Below are 23080 nucleotides of genomic sequence, written 5' to 3' on the forward strand. Positions count from 1 at the left end.
AGCGCCCGCCAGGTGCGCCTATGCCGGCCCATGGCAGCACACGCACAGCTTGTTGCCGTCCGGGTCGCGCACATACGCCCCGTAGTAGTTCGCGTGGTACTGCGGGCGCAGGCCCGGCGGGCCGTCGCAGGTGCCGCCGTGGCGCAGCGCCAGGGCATGGACTGCGTCCACGGTGGCGCGGTCGGCGGCCAGCAGCGCGTTCATGGCGCCATTGCCGGGGCTGGCGGCCTGGCCGTCAAAGGGGCGGCCAATGAGGAACAGCGGGCGCGCCACGCCCGGCACCTGCCAGCCGGCCCAGGGCACGGCCGGCTCGCAGAAACGCTGGGCCAGGCCCAGGCGTTCCAACACCGGGCCATAGAACGCCAGGGCGCGCTCGAAGTCGTTCACGCCGACATGGACATGGGACAGCATGATCTGGCAACCTCCAGGGACATCAATGCCTTGCGCACGATCTATGCGACTGGCACGGCCCAGGCCAGTGCCCCCGTGCAAGGGACGCCCCGCCGCACCGGGGGCGTCCCCCTCCCGACTCGCGCAGCGAGTCGAGAGAGGGGTGAAGGCGCGCAGCGACTCAGGGGGTGGTTTACCTCACCGTATCGGGCAGCTCGATCTTGACCTCGAGCACCTCCAGGTTGTCCTGGCGTTCCAGGTGCACCTTGAGGTCTTCGGGGTTGATCTTCACGTACTTGGAGATCACCGACACCAGTTCGCGCTGCAGCGCGGGCAGGTAGTCGGGTTCGGAGGCGTTACGGCCGTTGCGTTCGTGCGCCAGGATGATCTGCAGGCGTTCCTTGGCAACGCTGGCGGTCTTCTTCTTTTCGCCGAGCAGGAAGGAGAGAAACGATGCCATGGCTTATTTGCTCCCGAACAGGCGTTTGAAGAAGCCGGGCTTTTCGGCTTCGATGAAACGCAGGGGCTTTTCCGCCCCGAGGAAACGGTCGACCACGTCCTTGTAGGCTTCCGAGACATCCGTGCCCTGGGCATGGATGGCCGGTGTGCCCTGGTTGGACGATTGCAGCACCACCTCGGACTCGGGGATCACGCCGATCAGCTTGATGCGCAGGATGTCCTGGATGTCCTCCAGCGAGAGCATCTGGCCGTCCTCGACCCGGCTGGGGTTGTAGCGCGTGATGAGCAGGTGCTCCTTGATCGGCTCGCCCCCCTCGATGGCACGCTTGGTCTTGCTGCCCAGCATGCCCAGGATGCGGTCGGAATCGCGCACCGAGGAAACCTCGGGGTTGGTGACCAGCAGGGCCTCATCGGCGAAATGCATGGCCATGAGCGCGCCGCTTTCGATGCCGGCGGGCGAGTCGCAGACGATGTACTCGAAGCCCATCTCGGCCAGGTCCTTGAGGATCTTCTCCACGCCGTCCTGCTTGAGGGCGTCCTTGTCGCGCGTCTGGCTGGCGGCCAGCACGAACAGGTTCTCGCACTGCTTGTCCTTGATGAGGGCCTGGTTCAGGTTGGCCTCGCCCTGGATCACGTTGATGAGGTCGTACACCACACGGCGTTCGCAACCCATGATGAGGTCCAGGTTGCGCAGGCCGACGTCGAAGTCGATCACGGCGGTCTTGTGGCCGCGCAGGGCGAGGCCGGTGGCGAAGCTGGCGCTGGTGGTGGTCTTGCCCACTCCCCCCTTGCCGGAGGTCACGACGACGATTTTGGCCATGGATTATTGGATCTCTCTGGGGTTGATACGTACGGGATTGCGCAGCGGCTCGATGAAGAGCTTCTCGCCTTCCAGGCGCACCTGGGCCGGCCTGCCCGCGACCTCGTCGGGCAGGGCGGTCTCCGTCGTGCGGTAGATGCCTGCAATGGACACCAGCTGCGGCTCCATGCAGGTGGAAAAGATGCGTGCCTCGGTGTTGCCGCGCGCGCCGGCAATGGCGCGCCCGCGCAGCGGGGCATAGACATGGATGTTGCCATCGGCAATGACCTCGGCGCCGAAGCTGACCATGGCCAGCACCACCAGATCGGCGCCGCGCGCGTAGACCTGCTGGCCCGAGCGCAGCGGCTTGTCGACCACCAGGGTGCCGGGGCCGGCCACGGGCACTTCGCGCACCACCTCGACCTCGTGCACCACCTCTCGGATGACTTCCTGCACCTGCACGGACGTTTCGGCCGCCGGTTCTGGTGGTTCTTCTTGCGCGGGCGGGGCTTCGGCACGGGGGGGCGGCGCGTCGGGCGCCAGGCTGAGGCCCGCTGCGTGCGCAGCCTCCATTTGGGCCGGGTTGCCGCCGCGCACCGCCACGGGCAGGGTGCGGTGCTCGCGCAGCACGGCGACGATGGCCGCGAAATCGATGGACTCCTCGGCCTCGCGCACCAGCGCCAGATCGATCAGCACGGGGTCGTTGTCGAAGAAGCCGGGGGCGTCGGCGACCCGTTCGGCCAGTTCGGCAGCGAACTGGGCCGCATCGGTGGTCTTGAGCAACACCGCCACCACAGGCAAGCTTGCGCTCTTGAGATCGAAGCGGGTGCGGACCTGGGCCGCCGTGGAAAAGGCCATGTCAACGGGTTTGGTTGATTGGAAGCGCCTGGAAAGCCCAGGCGCCATGCGCAAAGTGTACCGTGGGCCCGCAGGGGCCCTGTTTCGGGGTGTCCGGCCGGTGCCAGCACACTGGACGAGCGCCTCCCATAATCGGCCGCCATGTCCATCGCCCGCAAAACCCACCTCGATTCCCTGGCCGTCGGCCTGCTGCTCACCTGCTGCATGTTCTGGGGCTTCCAGCAGGTGCTGGTCAAGGCCACGGTGGGTGAGGTGGCCCCGGTGTTCCAGGCCTCCGTGCGCTTCGTGCTGGCGGCCCTGGCCGTGGCCGCCTGGTGCCGCTGGCGCGACGTGCCCCTGTCCAGCCGCAGCGAGCCCCAGGGGGCATTGCGCGGTGGCCTGCTGGCCGGCGCCCTGTTCGCGGGCGAGTTCGCCTGCATCTATGTGGGCCTGCAGTACACCAGCGCCTCGCGGCTCACGGTGTTCCTCTACGGCGCGCCGTTCTGGGTGGCACTGCTGCTGCCGCACTTCATCCCGAGCGAGCGGCTGCGCGGCTGGCAGTGGCTGGGCCTGGCTGCTGCCTTCGTGGGGGTGGGGCTGGCCCTGGGCGACGGCATGGCCGGCCCGGCCAATGCCGCCATGCCCCGGGCCTGGCTGGGCGACCTGCTGGGCATGGGGGCCGGACTGATGTGGGCGCTCACCACCGTGGTCATCCGCACCACGCCGCTGGCACGTGTGGCACCGGCCAAGCAGCTGTTCTACCAGGTGGGCGTGAGCGCCGCCGTGCTGCCCTTCCTGTCCCTGGCGCTGGGCGAGCCCTGGGGCTGGCAGTTCAGCGCCTTTGCCTGGGGCTCGCTGCTGGTGCAGGCCCTGGTAGGCGCCTTCGTGAGCTACCTGGCCTGGATGTGGATGCTGGCCCACTACCCGGCCACGCGCATCTCTGTGTTCGTGTTCCTGACCCCGGTCTTCGCCCTGCTGTTCGGCGCCCTGTGGCTGGGCGAGCCCGTGACGCCCGGCCTGGTGGTGGCCCTGGGGCTGGTGGCGGTGGGGATTGTGCTGGTCAATCGCAAGCCGGCCGCTGCGTAACCCTTACCCCCGCACGCCCAGGTAGAGGTGCGCGATCAGCGAGGAAACGGCGAACGCACCGCCCAGCCACAAGGTCAGCCACCGAAAGGCTTCGTACTCCCGGCCATTCGCGTTGCGAAACAGGTTTTGCACCGCCACGGACAACAGGGCCACGACCCCGCACGCCAGCGCGCCCAGCATGAGCAGCAAGGGGCCGCCGCTCAGCACCACCAGGGTACGGTATCGGCCCGCAGGAATGCGCAGCCTGCCTGCGCTGGCGGCGACCACTGCAACGACCACCAGGTACAAGGCCCAGCGCAAACTCGATGCCCAGGCCTTGGAGTCTGGACCGGCGGGTGGTTCGTCCTGCCGCGGGGGCTTCGCCATCAGAATTTCGGTATGCGGATGCGGCTGATCATGAGGGAACCGGACGCAGCAAACAACAGCACCAGCGGGTGCAGCGTGAAACCGCCGATCAGCACCTTGCCGAACCACAGGTTCTCGCCCAGGGCGCCCATGTACGCGGCCAGGGCCAGCAGGCCCACGAGCACGATGGAGGTGGGGATGGGCGTGCCCTCGAAGTATTTCACCTTGCCATCGTCGCCCGAGAGCGATTCGGCCGTGACGTTGTAGCGCGCCAGGCGCGAGACGCCGCAGGCCACGAAGTAGGCCAGCACCACGCGGTCGTACAGGCCCTGCATGCCGCAGCCATAGGCGATGATGGCGGGCGCCACGCCGAACGAGATCACGTCGGCCAGCGAATCGAGCTCGCGCCCCATGGCCGAACTCTTCTGGCGCCAGCGCGCGATGCGCCCGTCGAGCACGTCGAAGATCAGCGCCGCCAGCACCAGCGCCGCCGCGAAGTAGATGTGCAGCACCTCGCGCGTACCCAGGTAGGTCATGGCGGAGAACAGCGCGCCCACGCCACACACCGCATTGCCCAGCGTGAACCAGTCGGCCAGGTGGAACTCGCGGATCATCGAAAAGCGCTTGGGATGGGGTTGGGGGGTGGTCATGTCAGGGGCGCTCCGGTCGCGCCATGGAAAGTGGTGACGCCACATTATGGGCGGCAGCGCACACCCCCCCTGTAGGTCCATGGCCCGCGCGGCCAAGGGGGGCGTCAGCGGCGGGCGCAGCCCGGCAGAACCACCTGCAGTCGTCAACATTCTTGAACAGTGTGTCCATGGTTTTGGGCAATTGTCAAAAAATCCACGCGCACCAACAATGGCCAGACAACGGCCTGTTTGTCAGGATGGAGCCGATTTGCCAGGAGACAAGACCATGCACACCGCCAGGAGCGCACAGCAGCCCTGCCCCACCCCCGCAGCCGCCGCGGGCATGGAGGCGACCACACCATGACAGCCGCCATCGGCTCCACGCACCCGCCCCTGTCGGCCCCTTTTTCTCCGGCATTTCCCATACGCAGCTTGCAAGACGTAGAACGCCTGGAGGCCGTTCCCCTGGCCCAGGCGCTGCCGGTGCAGAGCACCTACGAGATCTTCCGCAACTCGGCCCATGCCTTTGGCGACAAGACGGCGCTGAGCTTTCTGCCCACGGCCGACCCGGCGGACGAGCCCGTGCGCTGGTCGTACGCCCAGTTGCTGGCCGGCATCCACCAGACGGCCAACCTGCTGCACAGCCTGGGCGTGGGGCCGCAAGACGCCGTGGCCGTGCTGCTGCCCGGCTGCCTGGAATACCACCTGGCCCTGTGGGGTGGCGAGGCGGCCGGCATCGTGCAACCGCTCAACCCGCTGCTCACGCCCGAAAAGCTGGCCTCCATGCTGGCCCTGGCCGGCGCCAAGGTGCTGATCGCCTATGGCGAGGATGGCGACTCGGGCTTCTGGACCAAGGCCATGGGCCTGCGCAACGCCGTGCCCGGCCTGCACACCGTGCTGCGCGTGGCACCGCATGGCGAGGCGCCCGGCGCGGCCGGGCCCCTGCCCGACGGGGTGATCGACTTTGCCCGCCGGATGGCCCAGCCCGACGACCGGCTGGTGAGCGGCCGGCGCATCGCGGCCAGCGACATCGCGGCCTACTTCCACACCGGCGGCACCACGGGGGCGCCCAAACTCGCGCGGCACAGCCATGGCGCCCAGGTGTTCACGGCCTGGGCCTGCGTGCAGATGCAGGGCATGCGGCCCGAGGATGCGGGCATCAACGGCTACCCCCTGTTCCACGTGGCGGGCGTGCTGCCCGGCGCGCTGGCGGCACTGTCGGCCGGGGTAGAGACCATCATCCCGACCACCGGGCTGTTCCGCAACCGCCAGGTGCTGGCCAACTACTGGCGCCTGGCCGAGCGCTACCGCTGCACCTACCTGTCGGCCGTGCCCACGGTGCTGGCCGCGCTGGCCAATGTGCCGCTGGACGGTGCCGACATCTCGACCCTGCGCTACTGCCGCACGGGCGCCGCCATCCTCGCGCCCGAACTGGCGGCACGCTTCGAACGCCTGTTTGGCCTGCACGTGCACGAAAGCCTGGGCATGACGGAGATGGCCGGTATTTCCACCATCACGCCGCCCGGCGTGAGCGCGCCCGCGGGCTGCGTGGGCTGGCGCCTGCCCCACGCGCGGCTGCGCATCGTCGCGCTCGACGCGCACGGCAATGCCTCGGACCGGGAGATGCCGCCCGGCCAGCCGGGCATGGTGCTGTTCCACTCGCCCAACCTGTTCTCGGGCTTTCTCGATCCCGCCGACACGGCCAAGGCGTTCACGCCCGATGGCTGGCTGGCCACGGGTGACCTGGGCTTCATCGATGACCAGGGCCGGTTGCATCTGAGCGGGCGCTCCAAGGACCTCATCATCCGCAGCGGCCACAACATCGACCCCAAGGTGATTGAGGACGCCCTGGGCGCCCACCCCGCCGTGCAGCTGGCCGCCGCCGTGGGCGCACCCGATGCCTATGCGGGCGAGCTGCCGGTCGTCTTCGCCACGCTGCTGCCCGGCGCCCAGGCCAGCGAGGCCGAGCTGCTGGACTTTGCCTGCGCGGGCGTGGACGAGGCCGTGGCCCGGCCGCGCCGCCTCACCGTGCTGGAAACCATGCCCGTGACCAATGTCGGCAAGATCTACAAACCTGCCCTGCGCCTGCAGGCCGCCTGCCAGACCGTGCAGGCGCTGGTGGACGGTGCGTGCGCCGACCTGGACCTGGCTGCCCGCCCCGCCGTGCAGGCCGAGGGTGAAAGCGCCGTGCGCGTGCTCGTCGAAGGCGGCGACGCGGCCCTCGCGGACCGCCTGCGCCAGGTGCTGGACCCCCTGCCCATCAAGGTGCAGGTGGTGCTGTCCCCGCCCGGCACCTGAGCCTTTTTCCCCAAGACCCATAACGATTCCAGGAGACAAACCAACCATGCGAACTTTCCAGACCCTTGCACGCCGCACCTGGCTCGGTGCCGCCGCGCTCGCCACCATCGCGGCCCTCACCGGCACCGGTGCACTGGCCCAGCAAGCGGCCAACTACCCCAACAAGCCGATCAAGGTGGTCGTGCCCTTTGCACCCGGCGGCGCCACCGATGTGCTGGCCCGTGTGCTGGCCGAGAAGATGGCGGCCGGCCTGGGCCAGCCCCTGGTGATCGACAACAAACCCGGTGCGGCCGGCATCATTGGCACCGATGCGGTGGCCAAGGCCGCGCCCGATGGCTACACCATCGTGCTGGGCCTGAGCAATTCGCTGCTGACCAACCAGTTCCTCTACGAGAAGCTGCCCTACGACCCGCAGCGCGACCTGGCCCTGGTCTACCAGATCGCCATCGCCCCGCTGGTGCTGGTGGCCCACCCCAGCGTGCCCGTGGCCACCGGCCCCGAGCTGCTCAAGTACGCCGCCGCCCACAAGGGCAAGGTGGCCTATGGCTCCTACGGCACGGGGGCCTACCCGCACCTGGCCGGCGCCTACATGAGCCTCACACAGAACGCCGACATGAGCCACGTGGCCTACCGCGGTGAGGCCCCCATGGTGCAGGACCTGATCGGCGGCCAGATCCAGATGGCCTATGCCAGCGCGCTGGTCGCCAAGGCGCACATCGACGCCGGCAAGCTCAAGGCGCTGGGGGTGACCGGCGAGCGGCGCATGGGCATCCTGCCCAACGTGCCCACCCTGGCCGAGCAGGGCATGACCGACGAGGCCTACCGCGTGGCCGGCTGGCTGGCCTTTGCCGCGCCGGCGGGCACGCCGCCGGCCATTCTGGAGCGCCTGGCCGGCGAGGTGCGCAAGGCCGTGCAGTTGCCCGACGTGGCCCAGCGCATTGCAGGCATGGGCTTCGACGCCAAGACCAACTCCTCGCCGGCCGAGTTCAAGGCCGCCTACATGAAGGAGCGGCCGGTGTGGGAGCGCCTCATCAAGCAGTCCGGAGCGAAGCTAGATTGACCCCCTGAGCCGCTTCGCAGCTTCCCCCTGAAGGGGGACGCCCCCGGTGCGGCGGGGCGGCCCTTGCACGGGGGCACTGGCCTGCGCCGTGCCTACCCAGAGGCCGCCTTACCTAAGTCGCACCCGCGGCCCGTTGGTTGGCGAACGCCACATACCAGTCCAGGCAACCCGGGTTGGCCATCGCGTCCTTGTTGACGACCTTCTCGATGGGCTGGCCCAGCAGGAGTTTCTTGATGGGCAGTTCCTGCTTCTTGCCGCTCAGGGTGCGCGGGATCTCGGGCACCTGGAAGATGTCGTCGGGCACGAAGCGCGGGCTCAGCGCGGTGCGCACGGCGCCGTTCAAGCGCTGGCGCGTGGCCTCGTCGAGCACCGCGCCCTCGCGCAGCACCACGAACAACGGCATGTAGCTTTCGCGGCCCAGGTATTCGAGGTCGACGACCATGCTGTCGAGCACTTCGGGCAGGGCCTCGACGGCGCTGTAGATCTCGCTCGTGCCCATGCGCAGGCCGTGGCGGTTGATGGTGGCGTCCGAGCGGCCATAGATGATGCAGCCGCCCGTGCGCCCGTCGATCTTGAGCCAGTCGCCATGGCGCCAGACGGCGCCGGCCTCGGGGCCGGCATCGCCGCCGCCGGGGCGACGGCCATGTCCGGGCGGGTACATGTCGAAGTAGCTCGACAGGTAGCGCTCGCCATTGGGATCATTCCACAGGTACAGGGGCATGGAGGGGATGGGTTGCGAGCACACCAGCTCGCCCACCTCGTCCTTCACGGGCTCGCCCTGGGCGTTCCAGGCTTCCACGGCCGCGCCCAGCATGCGGCACTGCATCTCGCCGGGCACCTGGGCCATCTCGCGGTGGCCGCCGATGAAGGCGCCGCAGAAGTCCGTGCCGCCCGAGATGTTGTTCCACCAGATGTCCGGCGTGCCGACGCGCTGGAACTGGGCCGTGCCCCAGGCCTGCACCTCGGGCGAGAGCGGCGAGCCCGTGGTGCCCAGGGCGCGCACGCGCGACAGGTCGCCGCAGGCGGCCAGGTCCAGCCCCGACTTCATGCAGTTGGCAAAGAAGGCCGCGCCCGCACCGAAGAAGGTGACGCCCGTCTCGGCCGCGAAGCGCCACAGGGTGCCCCAGTCGGGCCGGTCCTTGCTGCCACCGGGGTTGCCGTCGTAGATCACGCAGGTGGTGCCCGAGAGCAGGCCGCTGGCCTGGGCGTTCCACATCACCCAGCCGGTGGAGCTGTACCAGTGGTAGCGCTCGCCGAAGCTGTTGGCCTCGTAACTGCAGCCGATGTCGTTGTGCAGCACCTTGAGCTGCAGCGCCACCAGCACCATGCCGCCATGGCCGTGCACGATGGGCTTGGGCAGGCCGGTGGTGCCGCTGGAGTAGACGATCCACAGCGGGTGGTCGAAGGGCATCCAGGCGGGCTCGAAGGCATCCACCACCGGCCCACTGGCCGCGACGTCGGCGGTCCAGTCCGACCAGCCGGGCAGCGTGGCCGCAGCGTCGAGGTTGGGCACCAGGATGGCATGCCGCACGCTGGGCAGGGCTGCGCGCAGCTCGGTGAGCACGCCGGTGCGGTCGTGGTCGCGCCCGCCATAGGTGATGCCGTCGACGCCAATGAGCACCGTGGGCTCGATCTGGCGAAAGCGGTCGAGCACAGCGTTGGTGCCCATGTCGGGCGCGCAGATGCTCCACACCGCGCCGATGCTCACCGTGGCCAGCAGGGCCACCATGGCCTCGGGGATGTTGGGCAGGTAGGCGGCCACGCGGTCACCGGGCTGCACGCCCTGGGCTTTCAGGTGCAGCGCCAGCGAGGCCACCTGGCGGCGCAGCTCGGGCCAGACCAGCTCGCGGTGCTGGCCTTTTTCATTGCGGCTGATGACGGCCGGCAGGCCGGCGGCATGGGCCGCCTGCACATGGCGCAGCGCCTGGCGCGCATAGTTGAGCTGCACGCCCGGGAACCATTGCGCCCCCGGCATGGTGTTTTTGGCCAGCGCCACGGCGGGGGGCGTGGGCGACTCGATCTCGAAGTAATCCCAGACGCTGTGCCAGAAGGCATCGAGCTCGGTCGTGGACCAGCGCCACAGCGCGTCGTAGCTGTCAAACGCCAGGCCGCGCTGCTCGCGCAGCCAGTTCTGGTACAGGCGGATCTGGGGAACGAATGGGGGGGTGTTGTTGCTTGTCTCCATGGCGACGCAGCGTACCAGCGCGGGCGCAGACCTGCCATGGGGCACCGTCCCCGGATTGACACCCGACAGGGGCATGGCAGGCCTCCGACCGGCACAACAGACGGTCACACTTTTTCGGGAAAACCCTTGCGAGGTACGACAACTGCTGGCGAATACTGCGCTTCGCCCGGGCGGGATCCGGGACGCCACAACAAATGCATCCGCAATAGCGAGGGGGGAATGGAGATGAAGAACACCCGCACCGCGGGGCGCGCCGCCGCGCGCCTGCCGCAACGCACGCCCTGGGCCATCGCGGCCTGGCTCGGCCTGGCCTGCGCTGGCAGTGCCCAGGCGCTCACGCCACTGCCGCCCGCCGTGTCGGGGGCCAGCACCTGCTTCCACAAGGACCGGGGCTTCATCGGCCGGGCCCAGCTGGATTTCAGCACCGAAAGCCCCGACGGGCTCTTCGACATCTACAAGGGCGCCCACTACCAGGGGCAATGGGCCTTCCAGAACGGCCAGGGGCAGTGGGTGGTGCTGCCGCCCTCGATCGGCGTGGTGCCCGTGGCCGGCAGCGCGGTGCGCCACCCCCAGCGCAGCCAGGGTGCCGGCGTGAACACCCTGGAGGTGGCGGTCGCCGAACCCGGCCTGCGCTCCGCCGCAGCGCTGCCCGGGCTCACGGTGTTCGTGGGCTACGGCGCCAGCGGGTCCCAGAGCTTTGCCGACCTGCTGGCGCGCCAGCGCTTCGGCGTGCTGGGGCAGATCGCGGGTGATGAGCCCCTGCGCGACCAGTGCGATACCGCCGCGCCCGGCACGGGCGGTGGTGGCACGGCGCCCATACCCGCGCCGGCCGGGAGTCTGCTCCCCCTGAACGTGCGCGTACAGGGGCTGGGCCTGGGCCGCACGCTGCAGCTCGGCCACGGCACGGCCACGCTGAACGCCACCTTGAACGAACCCTACCGCTTCGCGCCCCAGGCCGCTGCAGGCGCCCCGCTGGACTTGCGCATCGCGGCCCAGCCCGAGGGACAGCACTGCGCCGTATCGGAGTCCGCGCCGGCCACGGTGCCTGCCGATGGCGCACCGGTCTTCGTGCGCTGCGTGCACACCGCCACGGCCTCGCTCACCATGCCCGATACCGAGCCGCGCAAGCCGCTGGCCGTGGGCTTTGCGCTGCGCGAGCTGGCCTACCCCGGCATCGCCTACGAGAGCCGGCCCGGCGTGGTGGGCGGCCGCTTTCCCTACGAATACCGGCTGCAGGGCTTCACACGCAACGGCGTGGCACAAAACAGTGCCGATCTGTCGCTCGACTTCCGGCGCGGCACGGTGCGCTTCACACCGGCCACCGAGGGCAGCTACACCGTCACGCTGGAGATCCGCGACAGTGGCAGCCCGCCCCAGACCGTGGTGCGCAGCTTCACCATCGACGTGGCCGCGGCGCGCTTCGTGTTCGTCGCGCCCGACGGGCAGGACGCCAGTGGCCGGGGCACGCGCGCCCTGCCCTACCGGACGGTGGCCTACGCCCTGGCGCGCAGCACCGCGAACCAGGCCATCGTGCTGCGCCAGGGCACCTACCTGAGCGGCAGCCTGCGTATTCTGGACAGCAAGGCCAAGCAGATCCTGGCCTACCCCGATGAGGTGGCCACGCTGGACATGAACAAGGTCGACAACATTTCCGTGGCTTCCTCGACTGCGCCGGCACCGCGCATCGAGGGCGTGGACATCGCCAACGTCAAGCAATACGGCATCGTGAGCGACCCGAGCAAGGCCGGGCTGGTGGTGCGCAACGTGCGCTTCGTCAACGGCGAAGAAGGCCCCACGCTGAGCGAGAACCCTGCCTTCATCCATGGCTGGGGCGACACGGGCCCGGCCTGGCGCCACCAGTTCCTGGTGCAGGACAGCGATTTCGGCAGCTACGTGGGTGCCGGCTACGCCACCACCTTCTTCGATGCTGGCGAGTCGCTCGTCGAGAACAACCAGCTGCGCCTGGGCAAGGTCAACGGCGGCTTCCATGACAAGGACAATTCGCAGAACAACACCTACCGCGAGAACTACATCGAGTTCTCGGCCGCCAACCGCACCACCTCGGGCATCCAGGTATCGGCACAGGCCAATTCGGTGGGCATTCACATCCACCACAACCTGCTGGTGAATGCCGGCATCCTGCTCGGAACCCAGTGCTTCCAGAGCACCTGCTTCATGCGTGACCACGACGTGCACCACAACACGCTGGTGAACCAGCGCATTGCCCTGAGCTGGGGGCCGTTCAACCCCACGAGCGCGGGCACGCGCATCAGCCACAACATCCTCAGCAGCGGCAGCACGGCACCCTATGGCGGCCTGTCGTGCCAAAGCCGCCCCGCCGGCCTGGCCTCGCAGCTCACGGCCCGCGCCAACCTGATCGAGAGCAGCCACGCGCTGGCCTTCAAGGACAGCGAATGTACCGGCAACGACATGGCCTGGCCCGTATGGCAGGGCACCTATGGGCAGGACACCGCGGCCTCGGGCAGCAGCGTGGGCGCCAGCAGCGCGCTCACGGGGTCGGGGCCGACCACCGGGCTGCCCGCCGGGGACGCCCGGCGCACCCAGCGCGGGCACCAGTATTGACCGCTTGCCGACCGCTGCCTGGCAGCACTCAGCGACCCAACCACCCGATTTCCCGGGGAAGGATTCCCATGCAACACAACACGGCACGTAAGGGCGCAGCGCCTCTTGCCCCAACCCCCTGCGCTTCGGCTGCTGCAACCGCCCTGGCTCTGCTGGGCCTGTGCTGTGCCGGTGCCGCCCATGCGGCGCCGCAGCTGGCACCGGCGCTGCTCGACTCCAGCAGTTGCTTCCAGAAAAACCAGGGATTGCTCGCCCAGGGGCGGCTGGATTTCAGCGGCGAAAGCCCGGAGGCATCGTTCGATCTCTACAAGGGGGCCACCTACCAGGGGCAGTGGGCCTTCCAGAACACGCAGGGCCATTGGGTGCTGGTGTCGCCCGGCAACGCGGTGGTGCCCGCTGCGGCACTCGCCGTTCGACATCCGCAACGCGCCCACGGCGCGGGGGTGAACACGCTGGATGTCAGCCTCGCCGAGCCAGGACTGCGTGAGGCCAGCACCCTGCCCGGTCTCACACTGTTCGTCGGTTACGGAGCCACAGGCCCGCAGAGCTTTGGCGACCTGCTGGCACGCCAGCGCTTCGGCATCGTAGGCCAGTTCGCAGGCCATGAGCCAGCGCGCGAACGCTGCGATGGGCTTGCGCCCGCTTCGGCCACCTCACCGGGCACGGGGGCAGGTGGCACGCCAGCGCCGGTTCCCGCGGGAGATCGCGTCGCCCCCAGTGCCCCGCCAGGCCTGGCGGTCAGCAACCCATCCGCCACGTCGGTGCTGCTGCAATGGGGAGCGAGCAGTGACAACGTGGCCGTGGTGGGCTACCGTGTCTACGTCGACGGCGGGTTGGCAGCCACCGTGGCGGGGACCAGCCATGCGCTGACCGGCCTCGCGCCGGGCCAGAAGCCCCTGCTGGAGGTAGAGGCCTACGATGCAGCGGGCAATGCATCCGAGCGCAGCAGCGTGGCATGGGCAGATGCGTCCGTCTACCGGCATGGTGACAAAGTCACCGTGCAGGGCGCATTGGGCACGGCCGATGTGGTGCACACCTTCCTGGGAGGTTCCTCGGGTCTGGTGGAATCCACAGCCGTCGGCGCCAAACCGGCGAATGCGCAAGGGTGGCGCTTCAACCAGCTGGGCGGCCCCACGACCGTCGCGCTCGACGCCCGGCGCGGCAAGGTGCTGTTCACGCCCGAGGATTCGCGCAACTACAACGCCGTGCGCCGGTTCGACCCGGGGGCGTCCATCCCCGAGCAGCGCCACTTCTACAAGGCCCACTGGGTGCGCAACGTGGTCCTTCTCGATGGCCTGCCTTATGCCAAGAGCTACCAATGGAAGCATGAGCGGGTGAACTGGGAAGACACCGTGGTCGACGGCGACACCGAGATCAAGGTGCACAACCAGACCAAGGTGGCCGGACTGGTCACCTACGTCAACCGCTCGGCATCCGACAAGAGCACCTACTGGAACTACCAGGCAGCCCCCGACAGCAACAGCGACTGGGTGCTGATGGAGATCCTGGTCTATACCGGCACGCAGGGCCTGAACGATGGCAAGCTGATCACGCGGGTGCACAAGAACGGCCGAACCTGGGTCAACCAGAACCGCCAGGCCGAAAAGATCTATGCCGACCCGGGCATGCGGCTGCGCTACTTCATCGAGCAGAACTACTTCGGCAATTTCGGCCAGCGCGAGGACGGCGTGGACAATCCGCTGCCCAAGCCGCAGGTACGCGAACTGTATTCCGATGACAGCCGGGTCATCATCGGCAACGACGCCAGCTCGGGCTGGAAGCGCGTGGAACTGCGCGATTCCGTCGCACTGGCGCAGGCCAAGGTCCGCGAAGTGCAGTCCTGGACCATCTGGAACGGCCGCATCGAGCTGTCGCTCAACACCGGTGGCCTGGCACGGGGAACCCACGATCTGCACCTGGTGGTGATTGACGGCGTGGACGCCAATGGCTGGGACGTGGTGCGCCACTCCCAGCCGATACGCGTGCAGGTGGACTGAGCGCGCAATGCGCGCCCTGCCCCGCGAGAGCGAAGCTCAGCCGCCTTCCGGCTCGTTCAGGCCCGTAATGGCATAGCCCTTCTCCTTGAGCTGGGCGCCAGGTTGCACGATGCCGTAATGTTCCCAGCGCTCGGCATCTTCGTCCAGGTCCTGGCCTCTCACCTCGGTGTCCCAGTCCGTGTTGGTCGCTTCCTCAGGGATGCGCCTGCCTTCCGGCACGGCAAGGTGGGTGAAACGGCCCGCGGCTTCGGCCCGGCGGTAGATGTCCACGCGCATGGTTGGTCCTTTGGCGATTGCAAGACCGGCCACTCTAAACCCCGGGCCCCGGGACCGCCGTAGGAAAAACTCGCGCTGGCATCAGGGCCATCGGTGTGCCCTCTTTCCGAATAGGGTATTTTGCTTTTCGCACAATCGTGCTAAATTTGCACCATGGACGCCAAGACCCAGAAAGCCGAGCTCACGCGCGCCGCCATCGTCGGCGCGGCGCTGGACATTGCCGCGTCCGACGGGCTCGAATCCATCACCCTGCAGGCCGTGGCCGACCGGGTGGGGCTGTCCAAGAGCGGGGTGTTCTCGCGTGCCGGTTCGCGCGAGGCACTGCAGAAGGCGGTGATCGAGGAGTTCGGGCGCCGGTTCCTGGCCGATGTGTTCGTGCCTGCCATGCAGCACCCCAAAGGGCTGCCGCGCCTGCAGGAAATCGTGCGCCGCTGGATCGCGCGCACCCGCGATGTGGAGGCCTTCACAGGCTGCATCTACACCGCTGGCGCCTTCGAGCTCGATGACCGCGATGGCGAGCTGCGCGACCTGCTGCACACGGAAATCACGCGCTGGCGCGCTGCTTTGCGCCGCACCGTGCTGCAGGCCATCGAAGCCGGGCACCTGCCTGCTGCGACCCCACCCGACCAGCTGGTCGCCGAGATCTATTCCATGATCATGGGCCTGCTGCACGACGTGCGCTTCCTGCGCGATCCGCAGGCTGTGCAACGCACCGAGGCGTCCTGGGCGCGCCTCGTCAAGAGCTACCAGACCGCCTGACCCCCGGGGTGTGGCCTTGGAAACCCTTGCTTTTAGTTCGCCCGAATTTCGCACAACCGTGCGAAGAAAGGAAAACACCATGCTGATCCTTGCAGGCCTTGCCATTGCCGCCGCCCTGGTGGCCGGCGCCCTCCATGCCGTGCGCCAGACGCTGGCCCGGCTTCCACGCAGCAACCGCGACTGGGTCTTCTACTGACCCGGAGTCCTCTTCTCTTCCCGTGCATCTTCCCTCCTCTCTTTCGGAGCCCCACCATGAGCCAGTCCACCGCCGTGCAGGCCACCTCGAACTTCTACGGCGCCCATGCCGGCATGCGCCTGGTGCGCCTGGCACTGGGCACGGCGCAACGCCTGTGGCCGCTGCTCGCCGTGCGCACGGCCTACCGCCTCTTCGGCACCCCCCTGCCCTTGCGCAAACCCGGCCAACAGACCCTTCCGGCCGCAGGCTGGCACGCGGAGCGCTGGCCCTTCGAAGACGCCGAAATCACGCTCTACACGCGCAGCGACCTGCCGGCCGATGGCCCTGTGGTGCTGCTGTCCCATGGCTGGGGCGGGCATGCGCGCCACATGCTGCCCCTGGCCGAGGCCTTGGCCGCACGCGGCTTGCAGCCCGTGCTGGTGGACCTGCCCGCGCACGGCGGCAGCCGGGGCCGGGTGAGCAACCTGCCGCAGTTCGCCCGCGCCCTGGAATACGCCACAGCGCGCCTGCAGTCCCGGGGCCATGCGCTGGCCGCCGTGGCGGCCCACTCCCTGGCGGCCAACGCGGCGGCCCATGCCGCGAGCCGGGGTCTGCCGGCCACCCGGCTGGTGCTGTTGGCCCCGCCCGCATCGCCGCGCGAGTACACCCGCCTGTTCGCCCAGGTGTTCGGCCTGACCGAGGCCACGCGCGCCGCGATGGAACGCCACATCGAGGCGCGCGAAGGCATCCTCATGCCCCAGTTCGAACCCCAGGCCGTGGGGCCGCGCATCGCGCTGCCCACACTGGTCGTGCACGACCGGGGCGACCGCATCAACCGCTTTGCCGATGGCGAGGCCTACCGCGACCACATCGCCGGTGCGCAGCTGCTGGCCACCGACGGCCTGGGCCACCGCAAGCTGCTGCAGGACGCGGCCGTGCTGCACGCCGTGGCGGATTTCATACAGAAAACCCCCTGAGTCGCTTCGCGCCTTCCCCCTGGAAGGGGGACGCCCCCAGCGCGGCGGGGCGGCCCTTGCGCGGGGGCACTGGCCCTGGCCACGCCAGTATCGTGCGTTGCGGGTTACACAACGCACCATGAAAAACCGATAGGAACCGACCTGCAGGCCTATGATCGGCAGCATCGCTTTTGCCGACCCGAGTTTTCGATGCCCCTGCTCATGTCCGCCTGGCCCATTCTGGTCTGGGTGCTGCTCGCCCTGGTCGCGGTGTCCGCCCTCTTCTTCCTGGCCAAGGGCAACCGCCAGGCCTTCCTGCAGCTGCTGGCCTTGGTGGCCTGCTTCCTGATCGGCGCGCTGCTGATGGAATTCATGCTCTTCATGGCGGCGCGCATGTCGCGCACGGGCGGGGTGCAGGGCACGCCGGTGCTGGGCGATGGCACGCGCCAGTTGCTGCAGACCATTGCCAACCCGCGCTCGATCGCGGCGCCGCCGCTGTCGCTGGCCGCCGTGGCGGCGTACTCCGTGCCGCTGGCCTACCTGTGGCTGGCCGTCGCCTGGGTGCTGCACCTGCGCGGTGGCGGCAGCAAGGCGACTCCCTCCAAGAAGAAAAAGCCCGCCAAGCCGCGCAAGGCTTGACCTGCGGCAAAGCCCCTGCTGGCGTCAGGGCAGCACAATGGGCCGCGCACCTGATGGAGGGTGCGTTCCCTTTCCCCCTGTTGCCATGACTTCGCCGTGTGACGTTCTCATCGTGGGCGCAGGCCCCGCCGGGCTTTCGCTGGCCATCGCGCTGGCGCAGGCCGGCTTCAGCACCACCGTGGTGGAGCGGCAGCCCGAGGCCGCGCTGGCGGACCCGGCGCCCGATGGGCGCGAGATCGCGCTCACCCACCCCAGCGTGGCCACCTTGCAGCGCCTGGGCACCTGGGCCGGCCTGCAGGCCCATGAACGTGGGCAGATCCGCGAAGCGCAGGTGCACGACGGCCCGCCAGGCCGCCATGGCCCCCTGCGCCTGCACACTGGCGGCGCACAGGCACTGGGCGCCATCGTGCCCAACCACGCGCTGCGGCGCACGGCCCATGCCGTGGCCACCCGCACCGCAGGTGTGCGCATCCTCACCGGCGCCCAGGTGAACCGGGTCGCCACCGGAGCGAGCCACGCGGAGGTCGATTGCAGGCTGGCCCCGGCCGAGGACACAGATGCCACGCAATCGCTGCGCTTGCAAGCGCCCCTGCTGGTAGCGGCCGACAGCCGCTTTTCGGCCACACGCCGCCAACTGGACATCGGCGCGGACACCACCGACTTTGGCCGCACGGTCATCGTCTGCCGCATGCGCCACGCCCTGCCCCATGGCGGCACGGCCCACGAATGCTTTGGCTACACACGCACGCTGGCCATCCTGCCCCTGCCCGATACGCCCGACGGCCAAGCCGTCTGCTCCGTGGTGGTCACGGCCGGTGCCGCCGATGCGGCCGCACTGCTGGCCCTGCCGCCCGAGGCCTTTGCCGCCGAAGTGCAGGCCCAGTTCTGCCAGCGCCTGGGGCCCATGGCGCTGGACGGCGAACGCCATGCCTATCCGCTGGTGGGCGTGTATGCCCAGCGCTTTGCGGGCCCGCGCTGCGCGCTGCTGGGCGATGCCGCCGTGGGCATGCACCCGGTGACGGCCCATGGCTTCAACCTGGGATTGGCGGGCGTGGAACGGCTGGTGGCCGCCCTGGTCGCGGGCCGCCACCAGGGGCACGACACCGGCCATGCAGCCGCGCTGGCCCGCTATGCGAGCGCCCACCACCGCCATGCCTGGCCCCTGTACCAGGGCACGAACGCCATCGTGCGGCTGTACACCGACGCCCGGCCGCTGCCCCGCCTGCTGCGCCAGGGCGTGCTGCAGCTGGCCCGGCGCCTGCCGCCGTTGCGGGCGGCCATCGTGGGGCAGCTCACGGGCCCCATGGGCGCACCCGCGCCGGCCCACCGGACCACGCTGCGGCCCTGGGACTGAGCGCCTGGCTTAGTGTGCTGTCCCGCAAATAAGTGGCACCAAAACCGCGTCTTTCACACCATGGCTGCGTTGCCAATCCTCGCGATAGCACGAGCTATCGCTGCGGTTTGCGCCTTGCCATGGCGCGAAATCCATCGGTTTTAGTTTTGCCACCTATTTGCGGGGCAGCACACTAGGAACTCAGCATGCCCCAGACGAGGGCCACCCCGGCAATGAGCAGATCGCCGGTCACGCTCGCCTCGGTCGCACTGGCGCTGCTGAAGCGCTCTTTCTGCCGCTCGCGCTCGGCGCGCGTGCGGTCGCGCTCCAGCGACACCAGCGCATCCGCGAGGTCCGTGCGCTGGGGTGGGTGCAACTGGGCGGCACGCTGGCCGGCCTGGGCATAGCCTTCCAGCGCGCGTTTCACGGCCTCGGGGTCGATGAGCGAGAACGCCGCGCGGCAATAGGGGCAGGCGTGGTCCTTGCGGATGTCCACGGGCGCGCCGCAGCTCGTGCAGTAGATGGCGCCCACGCGCTGGGCCAGGTCCGCCACCTCGGGCTTCGTCATGTGGCGCACAAAGCCCTTTTCCACCATGAAGGACGAGAAGGTGCTGAACCGGCCATGCTGGCTGGCGCAGCGGTACAGCACATAGCGGCCGCTGCGCACCACATCGAAGCCATGCGCCAGCGGGCGCACGCAGCGCGGGCAGGCCATGCTGTTCTGCAAGGGGCGCCGCTCGTCCGTGCGGTGCTCGTGCAGCAGCTTGAACAGCTCCACCACCGCCGCGGGCGCGAGCTTGAGGTTCTCGTGCCGGTCGAACCAGATGCCCTGGCAGGGAAAGCAGATGTCGAGCGCCAGTTCGCCGCCCAGGTTGGTGGCGAAGCGGTGCTCCTCCATGGGCTGGCGGCAGGAGGGGCAAGAGGGAAGGTGCTGCATGGACGAAGGCAAAGCCGGCGGGAATGCGCCCATGGTAGCGCGGCAGCCGCCTGAGCCGCAGGCGACGCGCCCGGCCCGCCGAACCCAAGCACAATGGCGTGTTGCCAACCCGACGGGCGCCTGCCGGCGCCCTCTGCGAGAGAAAAGAAGAGTACAACGATGCCTGCCATCTGGAAGAAACCCATCACCGTCGAATCGCTCACCCACCACAGCCTGCGCACGGCCGTGCCGCACCTGGGCATCGAGTTCCTGGAGGTCGGCGACGACTTCGTGCGCGGCCGCGTGCCCGTGGACGAGCGCACCCACCAGCCCTACGGCCTGCTGCACGGCGGTGTCAGCGTGGTGCTGGCCGAAACGCTGGGATCGGTGGGTGCGGCCCACGCCTGCCCCGAGGGCTACCGCGCCGTGGGCCTCGACATCAACGCCAACCACCTGCGCTCCACCCAATCCGGCTGGGTCACGGGCACGGCACGCCCGGTGCACATCGGCCGCACCACCCATGTCTGGCAGATCGACATGGTCAACGACGCGGGCGAGATGACCTGCGTGTCGCGCATCACCATGGCGATCCTGGCGCCGCGCTGATTCCTGCCCCTCCCCGCTCCCGCGCCGCTCAGTGGTGCGGCGGGTGCGTGGGGTCTTCGAGCGCTGCCTGGGGCCGCGGCGCCTGGGCCGCATAGCCGGCCGCGACCTGCTGCAGCATGCGGTCCAGTTCCGCGCGCGGAAAATGCCGGCCGCGCAGCACCACCGAGGCAATGCGATCGAGGTTGCGCACGTCCTCCAGCGGGTTGCCATCCAGCAGCACCAGGTCGGCCCATTTGCCCGGCTCCACGGTACCCAGGGTGGATTCGCGCCCCGCGAACTGCGCCCCGTTCAGCGTGGCTGCCTGCAGCACCTGCAGGGGTGTAAGGCCGGCGGCACGCAGCTCGGCGAACTCCTGGTGCAGGCTGAAGCCAGGCACGAGCCAGCCCCCGCCCAGGTCCGAGCCAGCGAGGATCTTCACGCCCTGGTCCTGCAGCAGCTTCACGGTGCTGCGCTGCAGCTGGTAGAACGACTGCAGGCCCGCCCGGGCCGAGGCCGACAGGGTGGCGTCGAACTGCGCGCCGATGCCGGCCCATTGCGCTGCACGGGCCTTGTCCACGTACTGCAGGTTGGGGTCGTTGCGGTAGGCCGGGTCATTGCCATAGGCCTGGGTGCGCAGCCGGATCAGCGTGGCGGCCTGCCAGGTGCCGTTCTGCGCGAACACCCGGGCCAGGCGCGCACACTTGGCCGCGTCGTAGCTGCCGATGAGCCGCAGGGTCAGGTCGGCATAGGCATTGCCATCGGCCAGGCGCGGGTTGATGACCTGCGTGGGCGGCGGCACCCGCAGTGCCAGGGCTGCGGCGCGGATCGACACCTCCTCGGCCGAGCAGTCGAGCAGCAGGCCCATGCCCGAGCCCAGGTGCTCGATGGAGCGGTAGCCGGCTTCGGAGGTTGCGGCCGCACTCACCGCCGGGCTCATGTGGCCGGCCGCATGCGATCCTTGTCGGCGCGCCTCGTCGATCGCGGCCAGGAAGGCGGCCGGCGGGCCGCCCACGATCTTGATGAAATCCGCCCCTTCGGCCAGCCGCTCGCGCACGAACTGGCGCGCGCCCTCGGGCGTGGGTGCCTGCCCGGCATAGATCAGGCTGGGCACCATGAGCACTTCGGGCCCGGCGGCAGAGCCCGACTGCACGGCGGCGTTGTGCCGGCGCACCGCAGCGATCAGCGCCGGCGAGCCGCCGGCCTCGCGGATGCCCGTGACGCCGTTGGCCAGCAGCACGGTGAAGCCGTTGGGCTCCGATCCCAGCGTGGGCGCCGCATGGGTGTGCATGTCCAGGAAGCCCGGCACGAGGTAGCGGCCCGCGCCGTCCACCGACTGCGCGCCAGCGCCGGTGCGCACGGGCGACGCGCTGATGGCCTGGATGCGCCCGCCCTGGATGACCACGTGGACCCCGCGCTGCAGCGTGCCGTCGCGCGTGTCCACGACATGCACATTGCGCAGTACCAGGCCTTGGTCGATCGCCGCCAGCGGGGGTTGCTGGCTGCATGAGGACAGGGCCGCCGCCGCAGCGAGGGCGGCCACCACGGTGGCCAGGGAAGTCAGGATTTTCATGGCAGGTCCTCAGAAGCTGTGCCGGATGCCGATGTCGTAGCCCGTGCCGGAGCCACCCCCGGCCAGGCCCGAGCTGCCGCCATTGCCGCCGCGGAAGGTAAAAGTGTCTCCGCCCCGGTTGCGCAGATGGGCGATGCTGCCGTAGACCGCCGTGCGCTTGGACAACAGGTGGACATAGCCCACCGCCACCTGCTGTGCCCCACTGCCCTGCGCGTTGTCGCGCCGCGTGCGGTGGTAGGACACGGGGATGTAGCCGACCACTCCCACCGGAATCGTCGCACCCACACCCCAGTGCGTGTAGCGCGTGCCCGCCACGCCCGTTGCATTGAAGCCGCCATGCGCCATCAACTTGGCGAAGCCCGCGTCGTACGAGGCCCCCAGGTTGAACTCCCTGACTTCACCACCCGCCGGCCCGCCATAGGCCGCCGGACCGCGTGACTGGGCATAGGCGACGGCGGCATTCAGGCCGTCCTGCGCATAACCGGCGCGTGCGCCGGTGTAGCGGCCCAGGGGCGCTGCGCTGCCGCTGTTCTCGGCGAAGGCATGCATGGCCTGGGCGTAGAAGCCGCGCCCCACGTACGAGGAGCTGTTGGGCGCATAGCCGAAGCGGTAGCTCACGGTGTTGTCCACATACACCGAGGTCAGCGGGTTGGCGCTGGAGCCCCCGTTGCCACCGGCACCGATGGCGATGTTGGTCGCGGCACCCGGCCCCACGCCATTGAAAGGGTCGAACACCAGGTGATTCCAGAACGTGGGCGCGTTCTCGCGGCCCAGGCGCACCTCGCCCCAGGGGCCGCTCAGGCCCACCGTGCTGCGCCGCTGGAAGGCCAGGGCACCCCCCGCCGTGCCCGCGCCGGTATCGTTGAGCAGCGCGGCTTCCAGCCAGAAGCCCGCGACCAGGCCGCCACCCAGGTCTTCGGTGCCGCGAAAGCCCAGCAGGCTGGGCGAGCCGCCGCTGCTGCCCAGCAGGGTCTTGCGCACGCCGTTGAGCTGGTAGTGGGCGATGTCGGCATCGATGTTGCCGAAGATCGTGACCGAGGATTGGGCAGCGGCGGCCGTCGCCAGCAGGCCCAGCGTGGCGGCCAGGAGGGTTGTTTTCATGTCCATGTCTCCGTTCTTTTGAAAGTCGTCGTGTTTGGGGAGCACGTTGGAGCGCTCTCGGCCAGGGCTGCGCCGCCCTCCCCCATCGCACCCGCAGGGCGA

21 protein-coding genes are annotated in these 23080 nt (G+C 69.3%); 10 read left to right on the top strand and 11 right to left on the bottom strand.

The features are described from left to right. Nucleotides 1–18 precede the first annotated feature (18 nt). The 4 genes from HNP48_RS01515 to minC all read right to left on the bottom strand — a co-directional run bounded on the left by HNP48_RS01515 (nucleotide 19) and on the right by minC (nucleotide 2506). Entirely contained in the window at nucleotides 19–411 is a 393-nt protein-coding gene (locus tag HNP48_RS01515) for a VOC family protein (RefSeq protein WP_184855079.1), read from the bottom strand. Nucleotides 412–583: 172 nt separating this feature from the next. Further along, nucleotides 584–850, bottom strand: a complete 267-nt coding sequence (gene minE / locus HNP48_RS01520) for a cell division topological specificity factor MinE (protein ID WP_184855080.1) — start codon at nucleotides 848–850, stop codon at nucleotides 584–586. A gap of 3 nt (nucleotides 851–853) precedes the next feature. After that, a complete protein-coding gene (gene minD / locus HNP48_RS01525; RefSeq protein ID WP_184855081.1) occupies nucleotides 854–1669 on the bottom strand; it encodes a septum site-determining protein MinD in 816 nt (271 codons plus the stop codon). A gap of 3 nt (nucleotides 1670–1672) precedes the next feature. Beyond that, nucleotides 1673–2506 (bottom strand): septum site-determining protein MinC, encoded by an 834-nt coding sequence (gene minC, locus HNP48_RS01530; RefSeq protein ID WP_184855082.1) that lies wholly within the window; start codon nucleotides 2504–2506, stop codon nucleotides 1673–1675. Between the two features lie 141 nt (nucleotides 2507–2647). On the opposite strand from minC, the gene HNP48_RS01535 reads away from it, so the two are divergent. Further along, the gene (locus HNP48_RS01535) at nucleotides 2648–3571 is read left to right on the top strand and encodes a DMT family transporter (RefSeq protein ID WP_184855083.1); all 924 of its coding nucleotides are present in this window, start codon (nucleotides 2648–2650) and stop codon (nucleotides 3569–3571) included. Nucleotides 3572–3574: 3 nt separating this feature from the next. On the opposite strand, the gene HNP48_RS01540 is transcribed toward HNP48_RS01535, so the two are convergent. Then, nucleotides 3575–3937, bottom strand: coding sequence for a hypothetical protein (locus tag HNP48_RS01540; protein ID WP_184855084.1), 363 nt, complete (start codon nucleotides 3935–3937; stop codon nucleotides 3575–3577). Next, nucleotides 3937–4566, bottom strand: a complete 630-nt coding sequence (gene pssA / locus HNP48_RS01545) for a CDP-diacylglycerol--serine O-phosphatidyltransferase (protein ID WP_184855085.1) — start codon at nucleotides 4564–4566, stop codon at nucleotides 3937–3939. The genes HNP48_RS01540 and pssA overlap by 1 nt, the downstream gene beginning before the upstream one ends. A 339-nt stretch (nucleotides 4567–4905) precedes the next feature. On the opposite strand from pssA, the gene HNP48_RS01550 reads away from it, so the two are divergent. After that, nucleotides 4906–6843, top strand: coding sequence for an acyl-CoA synthetase (locus HNP48_RS01550; protein WP_184855086.1), 1938 nt, complete (start codon nucleotides 4906–4908; stop codon nucleotides 6841–6843). Nucleotides 6844–6889: 46 nt separating this feature from the next. Next, nucleotides 6890–7903, top strand: coding sequence for a tripartite tricarboxylate transporter substrate binding protein (locus HNP48_RS01555; protein ID WP_184855087.1), 1014 nt, complete (start codon nucleotides 6890–6892; stop codon nucleotides 7901–7903). A gap of 112 nt (nucleotides 7904–8015) precedes the next feature. Here HNP48_RS01555 and HNP48_RS01560 read toward each other — a convergent pair whose 3' ends face one another. After that, nucleotides 8016–10088: an acetoacetate--CoA ligase gene (locus HNP48_RS01560; RefSeq protein WP_184855088.1), complete on the bottom strand. Its 2073-nt coding sequence runs from the start codon at nucleotides 10086–10088 to the stop codon at nucleotides 8016–8018. Between the two features lie 225 nt (nucleotides 10089–10313). Here HNP48_RS01560 and HNP48_RS01565 point away from each other — a divergent pair, with 225 nt between their 5' ends. Beyond that, on the top strand, nucleotides 10314–12671 hold the full coding sequence (locus tag HNP48_RS01565) for a right-handed parallel beta-helix repeat-containing protein (RefSeq protein ID WP_184855089.1): 2358 nt from the start codon (nucleotides 10314–10316) through the stop codon (nucleotides 12669–12671). A gap of 68 nt (nucleotides 12672–12739) precedes the next feature. Continuing rightward, complete coding sequence (locus HNP48_RS01570) at nucleotides 12740–14668, top strand: fibronectin type III domain-containing protein (RefSeq protein WP_184855090.1); 1929 nt, start codon at nucleotides 12740–12742, stop codon at nucleotides 14666–14668. 36 nt (nucleotides 14669–14704) lie between these two features. Here the strand turns inward: HNP48_RS01570 and HNP48_RS01575 are convergent, their stop codons facing one another. After that, nucleotides 14705–14944 (bottom strand): DUF6139 family protein, encoded by a 240-nt coding sequence (locus tag HNP48_RS01575; protein ID WP_184855091.1) that lies wholly within the window; start codon nucleotides 14942–14944, stop codon nucleotides 14705–14707. 153 nt (nucleotides 14945–15097) lie between these two features. On the opposite strand from HNP48_RS01575, the gene HNP48_RS01580 reads away from it, so the two are divergent. The 4 genes from HNP48_RS01580 to ubiM all read left to right on the top strand — a co-directional run bounded on the left by HNP48_RS01580 (nucleotide 15098) and on the right by ubiM (nucleotide 18827). Then, nucleotides 15098–15703, top strand: a complete 606-nt coding sequence (locus HNP48_RS01580) for a TetR/AcrR family transcriptional regulator (RefSeq protein ID WP_184855092.1) — start codon at nucleotides 15098–15100, stop codon at nucleotides 15701–15703. Nucleotides 15704–15955: 252 nt separating this feature from the next. Further along, complete coding sequence (locus tag HNP48_RS01585) at nucleotides 15956–16855, top strand: alpha/beta fold hydrolase (protein WP_184855093.1); 900 nt, start codon at nucleotides 15956–15958, stop codon at nucleotides 16853–16855. Between the two features lie 189 nt (nucleotides 16856–17044). Further along, the gene (locus HNP48_RS01590; RefSeq protein ID WP_184855094.1) at nucleotides 17045–17473 is read left to right on the top strand and encodes a hypothetical protein; all 429 of its coding nucleotides are present in this window, start codon (nucleotides 17045–17047) and stop codon (nucleotides 17471–17473) included. Nucleotides 17474–17558: 85 nt separating this feature from the next. Continuing rightward, nucleotides 17559–18827 carry a 5-demethoxyubiquinol-8 5-hydroxylase UbiM gene (gene ubiM, locus HNP48_RS01595; RefSeq protein WP_184855095.1) on the top strand — a complete coding sequence of 423 codons (1269 nt, stop codon included), beginning with the start codon at nucleotides 17559–17561 and terminating at the stop codon, nucleotides 18825–18827. Between the two features lie 172 nt (nucleotides 18828–18999). Here ubiM and HNP48_RS01600 read toward each other — a convergent pair whose 3' ends face one another. Next, complete coding sequence (locus tag HNP48_RS01600; RefSeq protein ID WP_184855096.1) at nucleotides 19000–19743, bottom strand: zf-TFIIB domain-containing protein; 744 nt, start codon at nucleotides 19741–19743, stop codon at nucleotides 19000–19002. 159 nt (nucleotides 19744–19902) lie between these two features. Here HNP48_RS01600 and HNP48_RS01605 point away from each other — a divergent pair, with 159 nt between their 5' ends. Next, a complete protein-coding gene (locus HNP48_RS01605; RefSeq protein ID WP_184855097.1) occupies nucleotides 19903–20328 on the top strand; it encodes a hotdog fold thioesterase in 426 nt (141 codons plus the stop codon). A gap of 28 nt (nucleotides 20329–20356) precedes the next feature. Here HNP48_RS01605 and HNP48_RS01610 read toward each other — a convergent pair whose 3' ends face one another. Together HNP48_RS01610 and HNP48_RS01615 are read right to left on the bottom strand one after the other, a co-directional pair. Continuing rightward, nucleotides 20357–21877 carry an amidohydrolase family protein gene (locus tag HNP48_RS01610; protein WP_184855098.1) on the bottom strand — a complete coding sequence of 507 codons (1521 nt, stop codon included), beginning with the start codon at nucleotides 21875–21877 and terminating at the stop codon, nucleotides 20357–20359. A gap of 9 nt (nucleotides 21878–21886) precedes the next feature. Then, nucleotides 21887–22978: a porin gene (locus HNP48_RS01615; RefSeq protein ID WP_184855099.1), complete on the bottom strand. Its 1092-nt coding sequence runs from the start codon at nucleotides 22976–22978 to the stop codon at nucleotides 21887–21889. Nucleotides 22979–23080: the final 102 nt, after the last annotated feature.

It is taken from the genome of Acidovorax soli, assembly GCF_014207955.1.
Taxonomy (GTDB): Bacteria; Pseudomonadota; Gammaproteobacteria; order Burkholderiales; family Burkholderiaceae_C; genus Acidovorax; species Acidovorax soli_A.

Excerpts from the sequence above, each read along its gene's own strand:
- HNP48_RS01615 (WP_184855099.1), bottom strand. The coding sequence starts at position 22,978 with ATGAAAACAACCCTCCTGGCCGCCACGCTGGGCCTGCTGGCGACGGCC.
- HNP48_RS01540 (WP_184855084.1), bottom strand. The coding sequence starts at position 3,937 with ATGGCGAAGCCCCCGCGGCAGGACGAACCACCCGCCGGTCCAGACTCC.
- minD (WP_184855081.1), bottom strand. The coding sequence starts at position 1,669 with ATGGCCAAAATCGTCGTCGTGACCTCCGGCAAGGGGGGAGTGGGCAAG.
- HNP48_RS01535 (WP_184855083.1), top strand. The coding sequence starts at position 2,648 with ATGTCCATCGCCCGCAAAACCCACCTCGATTCCCTGGCCGTCGGCCTG.
- HNP48_RS01590 (WP_184855094.1), top strand. The coding sequence starts at position 17,045 with ATGCCCCTGCTCATGTCCGCCTGGCCCATTCTGGTCTGGGTGCTGCTC.
- HNP48_RS01555 (WP_184855087.1), top strand. The coding sequence starts at position 6,890 with ATGCGAACTTTCCAGACCCTTGCACGCCGCACCTGGCTCGGTGCCGCC.
- HNP48_RS01515 (WP_184855079.1), bottom strand. The coding sequence starts at position 411 with ATGCTGTCCCATGTCCATGTCGGCGTGAACGACTTCGAGCGCGCCCTG.
- HNP48_RS01610 (WP_184855098.1), bottom strand. The coding sequence starts at position 21,877 with ATGAAAATCCTGACTTCCCTGGCCACCGTGGTGGCCGCCCTCGCTGCG.
- HNP48_RS01585 (WP_184855093.1), top strand. The coding sequence starts at position 15,956 with ATGAGCCAGTCCACCGCCGTGCAGGCCACCTCGAACTTCTACGGCGCC.
- HNP48_RS01580 (WP_184855092.1), top strand. The coding sequence starts at position 15,098 with ATGGACGCCAAGACCCAGAAAGCCGAGCTCACGCGCGCCGCCATCGTC.
- minC (WP_184855082.1), bottom strand. The coding sequence starts at position 2,506 with ATGGCCTTTTCCACGGCGGCCCAGGTCCGCACCCGCTTCGATCTCAAG.
- HNP48_RS01550 (WP_184855086.1), top strand. The coding sequence starts at position 4,906 with ATGACAGCCGCCATCGGCTCCACGCACCCGCCCCTGTCGGCCCCTTTT.
- minE (WP_184855080.1), bottom strand. The coding sequence starts at position 850 with ATGGCATCGTTTCTCTCCTTCCTGCTCGGCGAAAAGAAGAAGACCGCC.
- HNP48_RS01570 (WP_184855090.1), top strand. The coding sequence starts at position 12,740 with ATGCAACACAACACGGCACGTAAGGGCGCAGCGCCTCTTGCCCCAACC.
- HNP48_RS01605 (WP_184855097.1), top strand. The coding sequence starts at position 19,903 with ATGCCTGCCATCTGGAAGAAACCCATCACCGTCGAATCGCTCACCCAC.
- HNP48_RS01600 (WP_184855096.1), bottom strand. The coding sequence starts at position 19,743 with ATGCAGCACCTTCCCTCTTGCCCCTCCTGCCGCCAGCCCATGGAGGAG.
- HNP48_RS01565 (WP_184855089.1), top strand. The coding sequence starts at position 10,314 with ATGAAGAACACCCGCACCGCGGGGCGCGCCGCCGCGCGCCTGCCGCAA.
- HNP48_RS01560 (WP_184855088.1), bottom strand. The coding sequence starts at position 10,088 with ATGGAGACAAGCAACAACACCCCCCCATTCGTTCCCCAGATCCGCCTG.
- ubiM (WP_184855095.1), top strand. The coding sequence starts at position 17,559 with ATGACTTCGCCGTGTGACGTTCTCATCGTGGGCGCAGGCCCCGCCGGG.
- HNP48_RS01575 (WP_184855091.1), bottom strand. The coding sequence starts at position 14,944 with ATGCGCGTGGACATCTACCGCCGGGCCGAAGCCGCGGGCCGTTTCACC.
- pssA (WP_184855085.1), bottom strand. The coding sequence starts at position 4,566 with ATGACCACCCCCCAACCCCATCCCAAGCGCTTTTCGATGATCCGCGAG.